At 35.1% G+C, this 18,124-nt stretch carries 17 protein-coding genes; 13 read left to right on the top strand and 4 right to left on the bottom strand.

Annotation, left to right across the window (positions count from 1 at the left end):
- Window positions 1–289 precede the first annotated feature (289 nt).
- From thrA to ACSVH2_RS10135, 5 genes are all read left to right on the top strand, one after another.
- On the top strand, window positions 290–2,737 hold the full coding sequence (gene thrA, locus ACSVH2_RS10155; protein WP_438093068.1) for a bifunctional aspartate kinase/homoserine dehydrogenase I: 2,448 nt from the start codon (window positions 290–292) through the stop codon (window positions 2,735–2,737).
- A gap of 59 nt (window positions 2,738–2,796) precedes the next feature.
- Complete coding sequence (locus ACSVH2_RS10150) at window positions 2,797–3,291, top strand: STM3941 family protein (RefSeq protein ID WP_438093067.1); 495 nt, start codon at window positions 2,797–2,799, stop codon at window positions 3,289–3,291.
- A gap of 15 nt (window positions 3,292–3,306) precedes the next feature.
- Window positions 3,307–4,227, top strand: coding sequence for a homoserine kinase (locus tag ACSVH2_RS10145; protein WP_438093066.1), 921 nt, complete (start codon window positions 3,307–3,309; stop codon window positions 4,225–4,227).
- Between the two features lie 70 nt (window positions 4,228–4,297).
- Window positions 4,298–5,587 carry a threonine synthase gene (gene thrC, locus ACSVH2_RS10140; RefSeq protein ID WP_438093065.1) on the top strand — a complete coding sequence of 430 codons (1,290 nt, stop codon included), beginning with the start codon at window positions 4,298–4,300 and terminating at the stop codon, window positions 5,585–5,587.
- Window positions 5,588–5,620: 33 nt separating this feature from the next.
- A complete protein-coding gene (locus ACSVH2_RS10135) occupies window positions 5,621–6,805 on the top strand; it encodes a hypothetical protein (RefSeq protein WP_438093064.1) in 1,185 nt (394 codons plus the stop codon).
- Between the two features lie 37 nt (window positions 6,806–6,842).
- Here ACSVH2_RS10135 and ytxJ read toward each other — a convergent pair whose 3' ends face one another.
- A complete protein-coding gene (gene ytxJ / locus ACSVH2_RS10130; RefSeq protein ID WP_438093063.1) occupies window positions 6,843–7,229 on the bottom strand; it encodes a bacillithiol system redox-active protein YtxJ in 387 nt (128 codons plus the stop codon).
- A 159-nt stretch (window positions 7,230–7,388) separates the two neighbouring features.
- Here ytxJ and clpB point away from each other — a divergent pair, with 159 nt between their 5' ends.
- From clpB to ACSVH2_RS10090, 8 genes are all read left to right on the top strand, one after another.
- A complete protein-coding gene (clpB, locus tag ACSVH2_RS10125) occupies window positions 7,389–9,992 on the top strand; it encodes an ATP-dependent chaperone ClpB (RefSeq protein WP_438093062.1) in 2,604 nt (867 codons plus the stop codon).
- 81 nt (window positions 9,993–10,073) lie between these two features.
- The gene (locus tag ACSVH2_RS10120) at window positions 10,074–10,589 is read left to right on the top strand and encodes a hypothetical protein (protein WP_438093061.1); all 516 of its coding nucleotides are present in this window, start codon (window positions 10,074–10,076) and stop codon (window positions 10,587–10,589) included.
- A 153-nt stretch (window positions 10,590–10,742) separates the two neighbouring features.
- On the top strand, window positions 10,743–11,183 hold the full coding sequence (locus ACSVH2_RS10115; RefSeq protein WP_438093060.1) for a hypothetical protein: 441 nt from the start codon (window positions 10,743–10,745) through the stop codon (window positions 11,181–11,183).
- A 171-nt stretch (window positions 11,184–11,354) separates the two neighbouring features.
- Entirely contained in the window at window positions 11,355–13,427 is a 2,073-nt protein-coding gene (locus ACSVH2_RS10110) for a prolyl oligopeptidase family serine peptidase (protein WP_438093059.1), read from the top strand.
- A gap of 69 nt (window positions 13,428–13,496) precedes the next feature.
- Window positions 13,497–13,985, top strand: a complete 489-nt coding sequence (locus tag ACSVH2_RS10105; RefSeq protein WP_438093058.1) for a hypothetical protein — start codon at window positions 13,497–13,499, stop codon at window positions 13,983–13,985.
- A gap of 502 nt (window positions 13,986–14,487) precedes the next feature.
- Window positions 14,488–14,691 carry a hypothetical protein gene (locus ACSVH2_RS10100; protein WP_438093057.1) on the top strand — a complete coding sequence of 68 codons (204 nt, stop codon included), beginning with the start codon at window positions 14,488–14,490 and terminating at the stop codon, window positions 14,689–14,691.
- Between the two features lie 6 nt (window positions 14,692–14,697).
- Complete coding sequence (locus tag ACSVH2_RS10095; RefSeq protein WP_438093056.1) at window positions 14,698–15,288, top strand: hypothetical protein; 591 nt, start codon at window positions 14,698–14,700, stop codon at window positions 15,286–15,288.
- A complete protein-coding gene (locus ACSVH2_RS10090) occupies window positions 15,269–15,775 on the top strand; it encodes a hypothetical protein (protein WP_438093055.1) in 507 nt (168 codons plus the stop codon). The genes ACSVH2_RS10095 and ACSVH2_RS10090 overlap by 20 nt, the downstream gene beginning before the upstream one ends.
- A 924-nt stretch (window positions 15,776–16,699) precedes the next feature.
- Here ACSVH2_RS10090 and ACSVH2_RS10085 read toward each other — a convergent pair.
- The 3 genes from ACSVH2_RS10085 to ACSVH2_RS10075 form a co-directional block, all read right to left on the bottom strand.
- Window positions 16,700–17,167, bottom strand: coding sequence for an Hsp20/alpha crystallin family protein (locus tag ACSVH2_RS10085; protein WP_438093054.1), 468 nt, complete (start codon window positions 17,165–17,167; stop codon window positions 16,700–16,702).
- Window positions 17,168–17,398: 231 nt separating this feature from the next.
- Complete coding sequence (locus tag ACSVH2_RS10080) at window positions 17,399–17,872, bottom strand: 4'-phosphopantetheinyl transferase family protein (RefSeq protein WP_438093053.1); 474 nt, start codon at window positions 17,870–17,872, stop codon at window positions 17,399–17,401.
- Entirely contained in the window at window positions 17,869–18,123 is a 255-nt protein-coding gene (locus ACSVH2_RS10075; RefSeq protein WP_438093052.1) for an acyl carrier protein, read from the bottom strand. Before ACSVH2_RS10075 ends, ACSVH2_RS10080 begins: the two co-directional genes overlap by 4 nt.
- Window position 18,124: the final 1 nt, after the last annotated feature.

Here is an 18,124-nt window from a genome sequence, read left to right as displayed (position 1 = left end):
TAAATTATATACTTTTTTTTACTCAATCCAATAATACTGCGATATTCATAAAAATAGCAGCAACTCTTTTTTAATCCACAAAAAGTAGTATTTTTGAAAATCATGTGGCGTAAAAAAGACATATTCTCTTTAGCATCAACAACTAAAACCTTAGTTGCAACTACTGTTGCTACCACAACAACTACAACCCCTTTTGGGGTATAATCATATCATATAATCCAATTACAGATTCTTTCCATGACGAGAGAAAAAAAATAATGACTTTATATTTCCCTAAAAAAATAAAATAATGATAGTATTAAAATTTGGCGGAACTTCTGTAGCCAATGCCCAAAATATTTCAAAAACAATCGATATAGTTTATAATAAAAGTAAAGAAAGTAAACTAGCTGTTGTCGTTTCTGCCTTTAGTGGCGTAACTGATTTGCTGATTTTAGCAGGAAAAACGGCATCGGTAAAAGATAAAAGTTATAAAGATATCGTTAGTCAAATCGAAAAAAAACACAAAGACGCTATTGATGAATTAATCCCATTGAGCGAACAAAGTGATATTATTGACGCGATTAATCATGAAATAAATCTTTTAAAAACGTTGTTAGATGGTTGTTATCTTTTAGGTGAATTATCAAACCGTACAGCTGATATTGTGGCCGGTTTTGGCGAATTACTATCTTCTCAGATTATTGCCGTTGCCCTAAAACAAAAAGTAAGCAATTCCTCTTTCAAAGACAGTCGTGAAGTTATTAAAACCAACTCCAACTTCGGAAAAGCCAATGTAGATTTTGACATCACCAATACCTTGATTTCCGATTACTTCAAAAACAACGATTTCCAAGTGGTACTTTTCCCCGGATTTATTGCCTCTTCGGTTGATGGTAATACAACTACGCTGGGTCGAGGTGGTTCTGATTATACAGCAGCCATTATTGCCGCAGCAGTAAAAGCTGAAGTGTTAGAAATTTGGACTGATGTAAACGGTATGTTTACTGCCAACCCAAAAATCGTAAAACAAGCCCAACCTATCGAAACCATTTCCTATCAGGAAGCAATGGAATTGTCTCATTTTGGTGCCAAAGTATTATATCCGCCAACAATCCAACCAGTATTGAAGGACAGTATTCCTATTTTCATCAAAAATACTTTTGAACCAGAAGTTTATGGAACACTAATTTCTAACCATCCAGCAGCGACCAACAATCCTATAAAAGGTATCTCGCATATCGATAATATTGCTTTGCTTACACTTGAAGGTTCAGGAATGATAGGTGTTGCTGGTTCTTCCAAACGATTATTTGAAGTATTGTCAAACGAGTCTATTAACGTTATTTTCATCACTCAAGCGTCATCGGAACATTCCATTTGTATTGGTATTTTGAATGCCGATGCTGATAAAGCCAAAACTGCCATAGACAAAGCGTTTGAATTAGAAATAGCTCAAAATAAAATCGATGAATGCATTGTTGAGAAAGATTTATGTATCGTTGCCCTTGTGGGTGAAAGCATGAAAAATCACCAAGGCATTAGCGGAAAAATGTTTAGCACTTTAGGGAAAAACAATGTGAATATTCGCGCCATTGCACAAGGTGCTTCCGAAAGAAATATATCTGTTGTTATTAATGAAAAAGATGTAAAAAAAGCACTAAACACGCTACATGAACGTTTCTTTGAAGACAACACCAAACAATTAAACCTATTTGTAATGGGTATTGGAAATGTGGGCGAAAAATTCATTGATCAAATCAGTCAACAGAAGAAATTCCTAAAAGAAAACCTTAAAATTAACCTTCGTGTCATAGGGTTATCCAACTCTCGTAAGATGGTTTTTGACGAAGAAGGAATTAATTTAAAAGATTGGAAAGCTTCTGTTGACCAAGGAGAAACAGCCAATGTAGCCACTTTTATAACTCGTGTAAAGGAATTAAACTTACGCAATAGCATTTTTGTTGATATTACTGCCAATTATGATATTGCCAATATCTATGATAAGTTCCTCAAAGAAAATGTTGCCGTAGTGACTTGTAACAAAATCGCTTGTTCGTCGGAATATGACAATTATAAAAACCTTAAAAATTTATCCCGAAAATACAACGCTCCTTTCCTATTTGAAACCAATGTTGGTGCAGGTTTGCCTATCATCGATACGTTAAAGCATTTGATTGCTTCAGGTGATAAAGTGAATAGAATTAATGCTGTCTTATCAGGAAGTTTGAACTTTATCTTTAATAATTTTAGCGAAACGTATAACTTCCATGATGTAGTAAAAGAAGCAGGAGTTCAAGGATTTACAGAACCTGATCCAAAGATAGATTTAAGTGGTGTGGATGTAGCCAGAAAGATACTAATCCTAATTCGCGAAAGTGGCTACAAAATGGAAATGGAAGACATTGTCAACAATTCATTCTTACCAAAAGAATGTATGGAAACTACCAATAATGATGATTTCTTCAAATCATTAATCAAACACGCTGCTCACTTTGATAATTTATTAGCTGAAGCTAAAGCCAAAAACAGCCGATTGAAATTTGTTGCGTCTTTTGAAAACGGAAAAGCTAGTGTTGGTTTGCAATTTATCCCATCGGACAGTCCGTTTTACAATCTAGAAGGAAAAGACAATATTGTACAGTTTTATACCGATCGTTATGTTGACCAACCTTTACTTATAAAAGGTGCTGGTGCTGGTGCCGCTGTTACTGCATCGGGTATTTTTGCTGATGTAATTAGAATTGGAAATGTATAAAATAAGTTTGTGGATTTTAGTTTATAGTTTGTAGTAATCTTGTAAAACTCTATTACGAAATGGAAGAAATAGAAATTAGATTTAACTCAAAAAAGATATTCTTTAGAATTGTATATGGATTTGCTTTGATAGGAATAGGATTTTGGCTTTTGTATGGTGATACAAGTTTACTAAATAGATTTCCTCGTATATCAGATCCTAATTTTAAAAAATTTATGGGTTTTTTAATAATTGGTTTGATGACTTTAGGTGTTTTATTTTTATTTAAATGTTTACTAACAAAAAAACCAGGTTTTGTAATAGATGAAAGCGGTTTTACGGATAGAACTTCAATATTTTCTAAGGGAAAAATATACTGGGAAGATATTGAATATGTTGAGCGAAATGTTATAAAATTCTTTATAAATGTTCCTTCTTTAAAAGTAGTTTTAAAAAATTCAAGCAAGCCAAAATTATATTCTGCTGGACTTTTAGATGTTTCGTTAGATGAATTAATAAAACTAGTGACAGATAATTTTGAAAAAAAATCTCAAAATCAAGTTAGTAGTTTTTAATTTTAAAATTGTAAAATGACTGAAATAAAAATATTCTGCCCTGCAACCATCGCCAATCTCAATTGCGGATTTGACGTTATGGGTTTATGTCTCGAAGGTATTGGTGACGAAATGATAATTCGAAAAGTAGCAGAGAAAGGCATCAGAATAACCAAAATAACAGGTGCCGATTTGCCATTGGAAACCGATAAAAACGTTGCTGGAGTAGCTGCTCTTGCAATAGTTAACGCTACTAATCCTGATTATGGTTTTGAAATCGAAATCCATAAAAAAATCAAAACAGGAAGCGGAATAGGAAGTTCTTCTGCAAGTGCTGCGGGTGCAGTGTTTGGTATAAATGAACTTTTAGGAAAACCTTTTACGCGTCATCAGCTAGTTTATTTTGCCATGAAAGGCGAAGTCGTAGCAAGTGGTAGCGAGCACGCAGATAATGTAGCGCCTTGTATTTTGGGTGGTTTTACTCTTGTACGTGGTTACAATCCTTTGGATGTCATTAAAATCGAAAGTCCAAGCGAAATTTACGCAGTGGTTTTGCATCCTCATATTGAAGTAAAAACTTCGGACTCTCGCGCTGTGCTTTCTCCAAATGTTACATTAAAAAAAGCCATTACCCAATGGGGAAATCTAGGCGGTTTAATAGCAGGTTTGTATTCCAAAGACTATGAACTCATCGGTCGTTCTTTGCAAGATGTAATTATCGAACCCTTGCGCAAAAAATTAATTCCTAACTTTGATGAAGTGAAAAATAGCGCACTTGATGCTGGTGCTTTAGGTGCAGGAATTTCTGGAGCTGGACCATCTATTTTTGCTTTATGCAAAGGACAAGCAATTGCCGAGAAAGTAGCTTTTGCCATGAGTAGTAACTATTTAGATACTGGAATTCCTTTTGATATGCATATTTCGAAAGTGAATAATGAAGGAGTGAAAATAATGTAAGAAATACGAAGTACGATATACCAAGTAAAAAGTATATCGTACTTCGTAATTCATAAATCGTAGTTTAAAAATGAAATACTTTAGTTTAAATAACAATTCACCAAAAGTAAGTTTCCAAGAAGCCGTAGTGTTAGGTTTAGCACCCGACAGAGGTTTGTATTTCCCAGAAAGCATCACACCACTACCCGATTCTTTCTTTCAAAATATTGAAAATTTTTCTCACGGGGAAATAGCTTTTGAAGCCATCAAACAATTTGTAGGCGATGAAATTCCAGAAACAGAATTGAAACGCATCATAGCCGAAACACTTTGTTTTGACTTTCCGTGTGTGCCAGTGGAAAACAATGTCTATTCATTAGAATTATTTCACGGACCAACAATGGCGTTCAAAGATGTTGGTGCCCGATTTATGTCACGTTGTTTAGGCTATTTTAACCGCAATGATGATAAGAAAGTGACCGTTCTTGTAGCTACTTCTGGTGATACTGGTGGCGCAGTTGCTAGCGGATTTTTAGGGGTAAAAGGCGTTGAAGTAATCATATTGTATCCTTCAGGTAAAGTGAGCGAAATACAAGAACGTCAGCTTACTACATTGGGACAAAATATAAAAGCTTTAGAAGTAGATGGTGTTTTTGACGATTGTCAAGATATGGTTAAGAAAGCTTTCTTAGACGATTCTTTAAGACACAAAAACTTAACCTCTGCCAATTCAATAAATATTGCCCGTTGGCTTCCGCAAATGTTTTATATCTTCTTTGCTTACCAACAACTAAAGAAACAAAACAAACCAATTATTCTTTCTTGTCCTAGTGGCAACTTTGGAAACATTTGTGCTGGTATTATGGCAAAACGTTTAGGCTTGCCTATCGCTCATTTTGTGGCTTCAACCAATGCTAATGATACCGTGCCTCGCTTTTTAGAAAAAGGAAACTATGATCCAAAACCATCTGTTGCAACAATTTCCAACGCAATGGACGTAGGTAATCCTAGTAATTTTATCCGAATTCAAGAGTTATATCATCATGATTTAAATGAATTTGAGAAAGATTTCTCTTCCTATAGTTTCACTGACACTGAAACAGAAGCCGCTATGAAAGACATTTATTCCAGAACGCAATACATCGCCGAACCTCATGGTGCTGTGGGTTATCTTGGTTTGAAAAAGGAAATGGAAAAACAACCCAACAGTGTTGGAGTATTTCTGGAAACAGCGCATCCTATAAAATTCTTGGATACGGTTGAACCTTTATTGGATTTGAAATTACCCATTCCAATACAAATAGAGAGTGTATTAGGTAAAGAAAAAGTTTCGGTTAAAATTGGTACTTATGAGGAATTTAAAAGCTTTTTAGAAAACTAATTCTTTCTATTATATTTGTTAAAAATCTATTCCATGAAAAGAATTACTTCCCTACTTGCTTTATTTCTTATTGTTTCTTCCTGTGGTGTGAAACAAACACGTCAATTGTTAACTTCGGGTGACTATGATAGCGCTATTAGTAATGCAGTGCAAGGATTACAAGGCAATAAAAACGCCAAAGGCAAACAAGACTATATTTACATACTCGAAGAAGCTTTTGCCAAAGCCAAAGAACGTGACTTGCGCGACATCAATATATGGTTTAAAGATGCCAATCCTCAAAACTTAGAAAAAATATACAACACCTACGTAAAACTCAATTACCGTCAAGAGCAAATTCGTCCGTTGTTGCCGTTGAAGTTACAACAAGAAGGTCGAGATGCTATTTTTCCTTTTGAGGATTACTCAGACCAATTGGTGAGTAGCAAAAACGCTTTATCCAAATACCTTTACGACAACTCCAAAGCGTTATTAATCAACAAAGACAAGATGGTTATTCGTCGTGCTTATGATGATTTACTGTACTTAGAATCCCTCAATCCAGGTTATAAAGATGTGGTGACTTTAATTAACGAAGCGAGAAGCAAAGGCACCGATTATGTTTCTGTTTATACCAAAAACGAAACCAATATGGTTATTCCTATTCGTCTCGAAAACGACTTGTTAGACTTCAGCACCTATGGATTGGACGATAAATGGACGGTATATCACAGCAATCGAATAAAAGATATTGATTATGATTTTGGCATTGTGGTTAACTTTCGTGCTATCAACATTTCGCCCGAACAAATCAAGGAAAAACAATTTGAAAAAGAAAAACAAATTAAAGACGGTGTAAAAAACCTATTAGATGCTAATGGTAATGTGGTGAAAGACAGTTTAGGAAATCCTATCAAAGTAGATAATATGAAAACGGTACATATCAGCATTTATGAGTTTTCACAAATCAAAGCCTGTCAAGTTACCGCTAAAGTAGATTACATCAACTTCAGAACCAAGCAACTCATCGAAACCTTTCCACTAACGAGTGAGTTTGTTTTTACCAATATTTATTCGACCTACAAAGGAGACAGAAGAGCTTGTGAGCAAGAGTATTATCCTAATTTTGACCGAAGAGCGGTTCCATTTCCTAGTAATGAACAAATGATATTTGATACAGGCAATGATATCAAAGCCAAACTAAAAGATATCATCGTCAGAAATAAATTTAGGCGATAAAAAAAATCGTCTCGTTTTGAAACGAGACGATTTTTTTTTATACATATTGTTCCAAATCTTCTGCTGCAATATCGCTGTGCGAAGCATTGTGAATTGCAACACCATTTTTAATTAGAATAAGCTGTGGTGATTGATGCATTACTTGAAATACCTCGGCTATTTCATTAGAAACATCGCGATGTTCTAATAAATCCAAGAAATAAGGCGTAACTTTAGACTGCAAATCAAATTCGTTTTCAAATTGTCTCAGCGCCATGCGGCTCACGCTGCAACGCGTACTGTGTTTGAAAATCACTACAGGTGTTTCTGTTGATTCGTTGATGATTTCGTTCAACTGTCCCACGTTCGTTAATGGTCTCCATGCTACTTTCGAACTGTTGGTGGTTTCGTTTGAATCACCAAATAGATTTTTAAATAAACTCATTTTGTCTGGATTTGCGTCATTTTGACATTGAAATAGGATTTAAACCATTGGTTTCAAGACATTTTGACTGTAATTTTATATTGGAACATAAATTGTCCCATCGTTAGCAAAAGTAATCAACTTTAAGACAGAAACAACAAACTACAAAAAATACAAATTATGAATATTAATAAATTCACCATCAAATCGCAAGAAGCTTTGCAACAAGCACAGCAAATTGCACAAAGTTTTGGGCAACAACAGCTCGAAAACGAACATATTTTCAAAGGCATCTTGGAAGTCGATGAGAATGTGACGCCTTTTATTCTGAAAAAACTTAACGTTAATGTGGCCCTTTTCAAGAAAGTGTTGGATAGCACTATTCAGAGTTTTCCAAAAGTTTCGGGTGGCGAGATTATGTTTTCTCGTGATGCTGGCACTGCCATGACGGAAGCTGAAATTATTGCTAAGAAAATGAACGACGAATTTGTTTCTATCGAACATTTAATCCTTGCTATTTTCAAATCAAAAAGCAAAGTAGCACAAATATTAAAAGACCAAGGCGTAACCTATGCTGGACTAGAAGCAGCAATTGCCGAAATCAGAAAAGGTGAACGAGTAACTTCAGCATCGGCTGAGGAAACCTATAATGCTTTGAATAAATATGCCAAAAACTTAAACGAACTAGCACGCACAGGCAAACTCGACCCAGTTATTGGAAGAGATGAAGAAATCCGTCGTGTGTTGCAAATTCTTACACGTCGTACTAAGAATAACCCAATGCTTGTGGGTGAACCTGGTGTAGGTAAAACTGCGATTGCCGAAGGTTTGGCGCATCGAATTGTGGATGGCGATGTACCCGAGAATTTGAAAGACAAAGTGGTCTATTCGTTAGATATGGGTGCTCTGATTGCTGGAGCCAAATACAAAGGGGAATTTGAAGAACGACTAAAATCTGTAGTGAAAGAAGTGACTTCTGCCGAAGGTGATATCGTTTTGTTTATTGATGAAATACACACGTTGGTTGGTGCTGGTGGTGGCGAAGGTGCTATGGATGCGGCAAATATTCTAAAACCAGCTTTGGCTCGTGGTGAATTGCGCGCTATTGGAGCAACCACTTTGGACGAATACCAAAAATATTTCGAGAAAGACAAAGCACTCGAAAGACGTTTCCAAAAAGTAATGGTCGATGAACCAGATACCGAAAGCGCCATCTCTATCCTTCGTGGGATTAAAGAAAAATATGAAACCCATCACAAAGTGCGTATCAAAGACGATGCAATTATTGCAGCAGTAGAATTGTCACAACGTTATATCACCAATCGTTTTCTTCCGGACAAAGCGATAGACTTGATGGATGAAGCTGCTTCTAAATTGCGTATGGAAATCAATTCGAAACCTGAGGAATTGGATGTTTTGGATAGAAAGATCATGCAATTAGAAATTGAAATCGAAGCTATTAAACGGGAGAATGACGAAACGAAGTTGAAAGGTCTCGGTATGGATTTGGCCAACCTCAAAGAAGAGCGCAACGAAATCTTTACCAAATGGAAATCAGAGAAAGATGTGGTAGATAACATCCAAGCGGTGAAACAAGAAATAGAAGATTTCAAAACCGAAGCGGAACAAGCTGAGAGAAATGGAGATTATGGCAAGGTAGCCGAAATTCGCTATGGGAAAATTAAAGACGCTCAGGAACGTTTGGATGCATTACAAGTTCAATTGGCAGAAAACCAAGCGGGAACTTCCTTAATCAAAGAAGAAGTTACTCGCGAAGACATTGCCGAAGTAGTAGCCAAATGGACTGGAATACCCGTGATGAAAATGTTGCAAGGCGAAAGAGAAAAACTCTTGAAACTAGAAGACGAATTGCACCACAGAGTGGTTGGTCAAGAAGAAGCTATTGAGGCTGTGAGTGATGCTGTTCGCCGTAGTCGTGCCGGATTGCAGGATATGAAGAAACCAATTGGTTCATTCCTATTCTTAGGAACTACTGGTGTGGGTAAAACCGAATTGGCAAAAGCTTTGGCAGAATATCTTTTTGACGATGAAAACGCTATGACCCGAATTGACATGAGTGAATACCAAGAACGACACAGTGTAAGCCGTTTGGTTGGTGCACCTCCAGGATATGTAGGTTATGACGAAGGCGGACAATTGACTGAAGCGGTTCGACGCAAACCCTACTCTGTTATTCTATTAGATGAGATTGAAAAAGCGCATCCTGATACGTTTAACATCTTGTTACAAGTGTTGGATGAAGGTAGATTGACGGATAACAAAGGTCGTGTGGCTGATTTCAAGAATACTATTATTATTATGACTTCCAATATGGGAAGTGCCATTATACAAGAGAAATTTGATAACCTCAAAGGCAACATTGAAGCGGTTACCGAAGCCGCTAAAGTGGAAGTTTTAGGATTATTGAAACAAACCGTTCGCCCGGAGTTTATCAACCGTATTGATGAGATTGTGATGTTTACGCCGTTGACTAGTGCCAACATCAAACAGATTGTAGGTTTGCAGTTGAAGAGCGTTACCAAAATGCTGGCACACCAAAACATTACCATGGATGCTACACCTGAAGCTATTGAATACTTGTCACAAAAAGGGTACGACCCACAATATGGAGCGCGACCTGTGAAACGAGTAATCCAACGTGAAGTGTTGAACCAACTCTCCAAAGAGATTTTGGCTGGGAAAGTTACCACCGATAGCATCATTTTACTAGATGCTTTTGACGGACAGCTGGTGTTTAGAAACCAAAGCGAATTGGTGAGTTAAGCATTTGTTTTATATAAAGTTATTTTGTTTGAAAAGCCCTGATGATCAAAAACTATCGGGGCTTTTTATATTGGGTAGCAGTTGACACGCTGTGCTTGCAATGATGATGTAGTTTGGTTTATTGGTGGTGTAGATTCTTTGTTTGGTGGCATTGAGAGGTTGTTTAGTAGTGCACTTTCGTTGGTTGGTGGCATTGATGGGTTGTTTGGTGGCATTGAGAGCTTGTTTGGTGGCATTGAAGGTTTGTTTGGTAGCATTGAGCCATTGATTGGTGGCATTGAGAAGTTGTTTGGTGGGATTGAGATGATGTTTTGGAAGATACTTATGGGCTTTTGGGTGATTGAGAAGTTGTTTGGTAACATTGAGAGGTTGTTTGGTGGGATTGAGAGGTTGTTTGGTGACATTGAGAGATTGTTTGGTGACATTGAGAGGTTGTTTGGTGACATTGAGAAGGTGTTTGGTGACATTGAGAGGTTGTTTGGTGGGATTTATTGTTTGATTATTGGCGATGCTTTGTTTCGTTCCAATGTTTACAAGTTTCACAGGGTTGAAACCCTGCGCTACAATATGTTTCGTTCCTACGGAACTTGGCAGTGATTGTTTTTAGTTGTTTTTTTTGTTGTGTTAGGAATTATGAATGTTATTATATTTTTAGTTTTTCTTACAAGTATTTTAGTATATTTGAAGAAGGATTGTAGAGTTTTTTCACAGTCTGAAGTTATCTGCAAGTTTAAAACAACATCCTTAAAAATGACAAACCTTTTAAAAAAAATCGTTCTAACTTTTCTCGTATTTAACCTTAGTTTAAGTTATGCTCAAAACAAGGAAGTAGATTCTTTAATTCAAAAACTTGACAACAAAGATGCTTACATAGTTTTAACGAAAACAACTTCGCCAAGGTTAAAAGGAAATACAGCAAATAGAATTGTTGAAATTGGAAAAATTGCTTCACCTGAATTAGTTAAAATCCTTGACAGTGAAAATCAGGGAATTGTTGCTCATTTTATACTTTCTAAAATTTGGGAAGAAGTATGGGAAGAAGAAGTTTGCTGTAACATTAGAAGCATTGGAGAAATTGAGATTATGACAATTAATGGCCTTGAAATTATAATTGAAAATAATGTGTTGTTCTCGACACCAGAAAGTCTAAAAAAGGAAAAGGAAATTTGGAAAAAATTATGTCAAGTCTAGAAAACTAAGAGTAACGAATGTTTCACACAATTACGAATATAGTAGTCAATTCACGTATACGTTTCGCAAGAATTTTTATCTTTAACAGAAAATAAGAAGTTCCGAAGTTCGCAACAGACGCGAAGGTGGTACGATCAAAAACATAACAACCAAAAACTCAATAAACACATCATGACAAAATACACGTTACTACTAATGGCACTAATCGGGATGGTTAGTCCTATGAAAGCACAAGAAGACAAATACCAGTGGCTTGAAGAAGTGGATGGCAAAGCGGCTTTGGAATTTGCAGAGGCTCAAAACAAGATTACTTTTGAACAATTGAGTAAAGAGAAAGACTATCAATCTATTTATGATAAAAGTTTAGCCATATTCAATTCGACAGATAAAATAGCAACTCCTAGTATTCAAGGGAAGTATGTTTATAATTTTTGGAGAGACAAAGACCATGTTAGAGGCATATGGAGAAGATGTCTTTTGGATAATTATATCAGTGGCAAGCAGGATTGGGAAACACTTATTGATATAGACGAAATGTCTAAAAAAGACAATATCAAATGGGTTTTTAAAGGAGCAAGTGGTTTATATCCTAACTATACTAGATTTTTAATTCAACTTTCAAAAGGTGGTGGAGATGCTGTAGTTATTAAAGAATTTGACGCTGATAAAAAACAGTTTATTGAAAACGGATTTGCAATTGATGAGGCGAAAGGTTCTGCTGGGTATGTAGATGAAAACACACTAGTTGTGAGCACTAATTTTGGTGAAGGAACCATGACCACCTCAGGCTATCCTAATCAAGTGAAACTTTGGAAACGTGGTACCTTGTTAAAAGATGCTCAACTGATTTATGAAGGTCAATCTTCTGATGTACGTTCTTATGGAACTGTGATAAGAGATGAAAACAAAAGCTATATTTCTGTAACACGTTCTCCCTCGTTCTTTTCTACTCAAAAAATGATTTGGATGGACAACAAAATAATCACATTAAGTATTCCAGAGGATAGCGACGTAAGTGGTATTTTAAAAAATCAATTGATGGTTCAATTGAAATCGGATTGGACTGTCAATGCTAAAACATACAAAGTTGGAACACTACTAAGTCTCAATTTTACCGAATTACTAAAAGGGAATAAAGAAATTCAAGTTATTATTACACCTGACGAATTTTCCAGTATTTCAGGAGTTTCTACTACCAAAAACAGCTTGTTGATTAATGTATTAACTAACGTAACCAACCAATTGTATGTTTATACTTTTGGAAAAGGAACTTGGAAAAGCGAAAAGGTAAAAGCACCCGAACTAGGCACTATTTCCCTTGGCTCTACTGATGAGTTTTCTGATTTGTACTTTTTTAGTTTTCAAAACTTTTTAACTCCAACCACTTTGTATGTAGCCGATGCTAGTAAAAACAGCGTTACCAGTCTAAAATCGCTACCTGCTTATTTTGATGCTAGTAAATATGAAGTCAAACAGTTTAAAGTAAAATCAAAAGATGGCACTTTAATTCCTTACTTCATGGTGTATGCCAAAAACATGAAATACAACAGTAAAAACCCAACGTTAATTAACGCTTATGGTGGTTTTGAACTTTCAAGAAATCCTACTTACATCGCAACCTATGGCATATCTTGGTTAGAAAAAGGTGGCGTTTTTGTATTAGCTAATATTCGTGGTGGTGGCGAGTATGGACCAAAATGGCATCAGGCTGGATTGAAAGAAAAACGACAAAATATATTTGACGATTTATATGCCGTTTCCGAAGATTTAATTGCTAAGAATGTAACGGCACCAAAACATTTGGGCGTTATGGGTGGCAGTAATGGTGGTTTGTTAGTAGGCGTTGCTTTTACACAAAGACCCGATTTGTACAATGCAGTAGTGTGCCAAGTGCCGTTATTGGACATGCAACGGTATAACAAACTATTGGCTGGTGCCAGTTGGATGGGTGAATATGGCAATCCCGATATTCCAGCAGAATGGGAATACATCAAAAAATATTCTCCGTATCAAAACGTAAAAGAAGGCATGAAGTATCCCGAAGTATTCTTCACCACTTCTACTCGCGATGATAGAGTGCATCCTGGTCATGCTCGAAAAATGGTAGCCAAGATGAATGATATGGGTTACAAAACCTATTACTATGAAAATACCGAAGGCGGACATGCTGGTTCTTCTACCAACGAGCAAAGTGCAAAATCAAATGCGTTGACGTTCTCTTATTTATTGATGAAGTTGAAGTAAGGATTGTTTAAAAATATTGAACAACCCGATAGTACACATTTGCAGAACAAATAAAACATATAAACACAAATGAAAAACAGCCTCTATTCATTACTATTCTTTTTCAGTCTAACCATTTTTAGCTCATGTTCTAAAGATAATGATACTCAAACTTGTCCTGAAAGCGAGATTATTTCAATGAAAATTAATGGCGAACTTAGGCAGTTTCAAATTATTGGTTGGGGAATTGACCTTGAAAATGACAACTCAGGTTATACATTAACATTGCAAATATTTTCGGGAGTTTTTAGTCCGCAACAAGACTCCTATGATATCACGTTAAAGCTTCCTTATAAAAAAACGGGAACCAATATTATGGAAGAGTTCCATTATTTTCGAGTTCAAAACGGAAGTTCCTCCGAAGGTGATTTTGTTCAAGGAGAATTACAGAGTAAAGTAACTGTGAACAAAAACACCTGTTTTAGCGCAACATTCTCTGGGCGCGCTATAATTGATGGAAATGAAGTTACTATCACAGAGGGAATTATTAATCATGTTTATAGTGATCCTTTTGATTAAGTGATTACTACCGCTATTAAGTGTAGCTGTTGTAAAACTTATAAAAATATTATTCCGACGCATCGGGATTAAAATATTTACAATACACAACGGCTGCAAATGCGGTTCCTTTCTCTTCCCAAAAAACAAAACATCATTCCAACTTGCCAATGAAAAAGTTCCATAGGAACGGATTGTGGAATTACAACGGGTTTGAGTATTTATAGGAATTTTTTATATATTTACATTTGCACTAAAGTCTGACGGTTGTTAGACTTACACACCCTAAAATGGGTTGATATGTATGACGCAGTCATACATATAAAGGAGTTGGCAGCAAGTTTATCGAAAAAACAACTAAATAACTAATAATAAAACATATAGAAAATATTTTGATATGAAAAAATATAAATTTTTACATTTTTTTTACCTTTTGTTTTTTTTTACACTTATTAGTTGCAACGAAATAAATCATCAATATGATGATTCGTACGCAATGAATATGACTGTTTTTGGTGCAAGTATGAATTCTAAAATTGATTTAGTTATAAATGGCGATAAAGCACAATATAATGGAGAAATATATGACTGTAAACAATTTTCAGACAGAATTGAAATTGGAAATGGAAAGGTAACTTTTTCTGCTGTGGACGGGGATTTAATTGTAAATATTCCAACTTTAGGAAAAGTTAGGTATTTGAAACTCTCTGGAGAAAATAAATTTTAATTGAAAATGACTGACAAATTAACTGAAATATTCAAATTTGAAAGACTTTTACAAGATGCTCAAAAAATCACAATTCCTGATGAGGAAAAATATTTGACTGCATATTTAGAATTTATTCAGTATTTTAAAAGCATTGATAAATTAACACAGCATCATACAGTAATAGGTATTTCCTTTACTTACAGTTGGATGCCAACTATATTAGATTTTCGATCAGACAAAATTGAAGAAGCGACCCAAATTTTAAATAATGCAAAACAAGGAATTCAACCAAGTAAAACAGAACTTGATATTTTGAAAAGTTGTTTTAATAATTCATTAGTTGGAAGTTCTAAACTTTTGCATTTTATCAATCCAGAAAAGTTTGCAATTTGGGACAGTAGAGTTTATAGATACCTTTTCAAGCAAGAGCCTCATTCCTATCGAGTTGAAAATAATAGTACATATTTAGAATATTTGTCATTCTGTGATATTATAACAAATAGCACTTCAATAAATAAATTACAACAAATTGTTGAACAGAAAGTTGGATATAAATTGACAAAAATGAGAGCGGTTGAATTAATATTTTTTTACAATGGAGCTAAATTTAAATAGGACATTTAATGAAAAATTAGAGGGTTTGATTTCAAGCAATTTCTTAAATAAAATTATTAGAAATCATTTGCTAATATTTGATATTGAAGACAATGGAAAACGAAATTTTTTTAATGAAACGATAAATAAAATAAATTGGAAGAAATACGATGAAGAAATTCACGACTATGACGACGATTTTGATTATGTATATTTCTATGGGGCTTATTTTGATAAGAAAGAATTGTATAATGTTTTTCACAACTTCAAAAATAAGATAATTATATTTGACAACGAAACAGTGCTTCATAAGCAATCGCTAATTGATATTTTAGAAGGTGCAATTTGTAGTAGTCCTGATTCTGGAGACAAATGGCCAATTCGTCTTGATGGACACAAAGAGTTTAAATTTACAGGTTCAGTAATTATACTAACGAACCAAGATAAAGAGAAATTTTGCAAAACAAAAAAATATGAATATCTAATACGAGATATGATTAAGATATAAAAACCAGCTGCCAACAAGCGTTTTGCAAGATTGCAGGGTAAGTGCTAAATTTAAAGTTTTGCTTATCTTTGTGGTTAGTGCTTAACCGAAAGAAAAGGCTTAATTTAACCCAAAACCTATTGCAGCAAGGGAACGTTCGCAAATTTGCGGTAAAATACTAAAAATACCACCTGTTACATTGCAAACTGACACCCATTACAATCGATTCTGACACCCAAACATTGGCATCTGGCACCCGTTACAATCGATTCTGACACCCAAACATTGCAAACTGGCACCCGTTACAATCGATTCTGACACCCAAACATTGGCATCTGGCACCCGTTACAATCGATTCTGACACCCAAACATTAGCAACTGACACCCGTTACAATGCATTCTGACACCCAAACATTCGCATCTGGCAACCGTTACAATCGATTCTGACACCCAAACATTGGCATCTGGCACCCGTTACAATGCATTCTGACACTCAAACATTCGCATCTGACACCCAAACATTGGCAACTGGCACCCGTTACAATGCATTCTGACACCCAAACATTCGCATCTGACACCCAAACATTGGCAACTGGCACCCGTTACAATGCATTCTGACACCCAAACATTGGCAACTGGCACCCGTTACATTAGCAACTGGCAGCCAAACATTACAAACTGTCTAGCGTTACATGCCCTACTGTTCGAGCATTAATTTCAAAAGAGTTTGTGGATACTTTCCTTATAAATCAACGCCTCACGCCTCTTGCAAACGAAACAACCTACCAAAATAAAAATATAAAAAGTAACCACAATGCAATTGCAGCCAACACTAAGCTACACAAACCAGCAAAAAGAACTGCAATAAAGTAGAAAGAAAAAATACAATAGGGCAAAAAAAATCCCAGCTATTGCTAACTGGGATTTTCTCAATCTATTTAGTTGTTACTCAACTTTTATTTTTTTAACCGGTCTTTCAACGGCAACTTCTTTTTTAGGAAGCATAATGTCGAGAACGCCATTGTGGTATTTGGCATCGATTTTATCGATAACTAAATTTTTAGGTAAAACAAACGAACGATAAAAAGAATTGTAAGAGAACTCTCTGGTACGATAGTTTTTATCTTCATGTTTGGTTTCTTCTTCTTTTTCTGCACTGACCAACAACATATCATCTTCAATTTCAACTTTGAAATCTTTACGTTCTAATCCAGGTACAGCCAATTCAATTTTATATTCTTTTTCATTTTCAATGATATTGGCGTCAGGAACAAGAGCAAACTCTTTTTCGTTGAACAAACCACCATTAAAATCCAGTAGCGATGAACCAAAAAATGGGTTCATGTTGAAGAAATCTTCTGTCATAGTTGGCAGTGTTCTTCCATTTCTTTTTTTCGAAACAACTAGTGACATAATGTTAATTTTAAATTGTTATTATACAAAATTGTATGGACTAAAAGTAAACTAATATTCAATTATAAAACATGATAATTATCATATAAGTAATTTATTTTTAAGTAGTTAAGCTATTATTTATATGAACCAAACCATCGATTAGTATATCAATTTATTAACTTTATTCAAGACTTTTCATAAACAAAAAAGGATAAGAACATGACTATTAAACAAAATATAAAAAAATAATTATTCTAAAATTATTACTCTAGAAAACCGTCCATGATGCGTTATAGACGCAGGAAATAAAATATTGCTTTCAGGATTCAACCAATTGGGAATGCCATTCGTCTTTTGAATGTTTGACTTAGTTTCTAAAGGATGAACAGCATTAAAACCGTTCTTTGTAGTAAGTGCAATGGTGTAGACATAATCAGATGTGATTTGGGTTTGAGTATAATAAACTAGGTCACCGAAAAGAACTTTATCGTCATCACATTCAAATTGAATCGGATTAAAAACACGTTGACCACTCATGCGGTTGTATATTTTATAAGCTGCCTCTTTCCTACTCCACAAGTTCCAAACCATCAATTCAGTATTGTTAAATGACAGTATAAGTTGTTGCTCATGGGCTGTAAAGAGTTTATCCAAAAAACCTTTACGCTGCCAATTGCTTTCTTGATGTGCCAATGCCAAATCGACTATGTCGTTTCCTATCACTTTTCGGCTAATTTAGTTTCGATGATTTCCAAAGTCGCTCTAACACTTATCATTTTCTCCATCGAATCGTTATCGATGACAATACCAAAAGCATCTTCTACATCCAAAACTACATCAACTAGATTGGCAGAGTTAATCTGCAAATCGGTGATGAAATCAGTATCTTCGGTGAGGTTGTTAAAAGCCTCTTCGTTTTTAACAAAGGGTTTAACGATTGTTTTTAGTTGGTCAATAATTTGTTCTTTATTCATA

This window comes from Flavobacterium sp. RSB2_4_14, assembly GCF_051547085.1.
In the GTDB taxonomy this organism is placed as follows: domain Bacteria; phylum Bacteroidota; class Bacteroidia; order Flavobacteriales; family Flavobacteriaceae; genus Flavobacterium.
The sequence above is the reverse complement of the archived record's forward strand: the minus strand, read 5'-3'. Positions and strand labels throughout refer to the sequence as shown.

Coding starts and splice junctions, on each gene's coding strand:
- ACSVH2_RS10145 (WP_438093066.1), top strand. CDS start 3,307: ATGACTGAAATAAAAATATTCTGCCCTGCAACCATCGCCAATCTCAAT.
- ACSVH2_RS10090 (WP_438093055.1), top strand. CDS start 15,269: ATGGAGCTAAATTTAAATAGGACATTTAATGAAAAATTAGAGGGTTTG.
- clpB (WP_438093062.1), top strand. CDS start 7,389: ATGAATATTAATAAATTCACCATCAAATCGCAAGAAGCTTTGCAACAA.
- ACSVH2_RS10105 (WP_438093058.1), top strand. CDS start 13,497: ATGAAAAACAGCCTCTATTCATTACTATTCTTTTTCAGTCTAACCATT.
- thrA (WP_438093068.1), top strand. CDS start 290: ATGATAGTATTAAAATTTGGCGGAACTTCTGTAGCCAATGCCCAAAAT.
- ACSVH2_RS10110 (WP_438093059.1), top strand. CDS start 11,355: ATGACAAAATACACGTTACTACTAATGGCACTAATCGGGATGGTTAGT.
- ytxJ (WP_438093063.1), bottom strand. CDS start 7,229: ATGAGTTTATTTAAAAATCTATTTGGTGATTCAAACGAAACCACCAAC.
- ACSVH2_RS10095 (WP_438093056.1), top strand. CDS start 14,698: ATGACTGACAAATTAACTGAAATATTCAAATTTGAAAGACTTTTACAA.
- ACSVH2_RS10100 (WP_438093057.1), top strand. CDS start 14,488: ATGAATTCTAAAATTGATTTAGTTATAAATGGCGATAAAGCACAATAT.
- ACSVH2_RS10085 (WP_438093054.1), bottom strand. CDS start 17,167: ATGTCACTAGTTGTTTCGAAAAAAAGAAATGGAAGAACACTGCCAACT.
- ACSVH2_RS10115 (WP_438093060.1), top strand. CDS start 10,743: ATGACAAACCTTTTAAAAAAAATCGTTCTAACTTTTCTCGTATTTAAC.
- ACSVH2_RS10135 (WP_438093064.1), top strand. CDS start 5,621: ATGAAAAGAATTACTTCCCTACTTGCTTTATTTCTTATTGTTTCTTCC.
- ACSVH2_RS10150 (WP_438093067.1), top strand. CDS start 2,797: ATGGAAGAAATAGAAATTAGATTTAACTCAAAAAAGATATTCTTTAGA.
- ACSVH2_RS10075 (WP_438093052.1), bottom strand. CDS start 18,123: ATGAATAAAGAACAAATTATTGACCAACTAAAAACAATCGTTAAACCC.
- thrC (WP_438093065.1), top strand. CDS start 4,298: ATGAAATACTTTAGTTTAAATAACAATTCACCAAAAGTAAGTTTCCAA.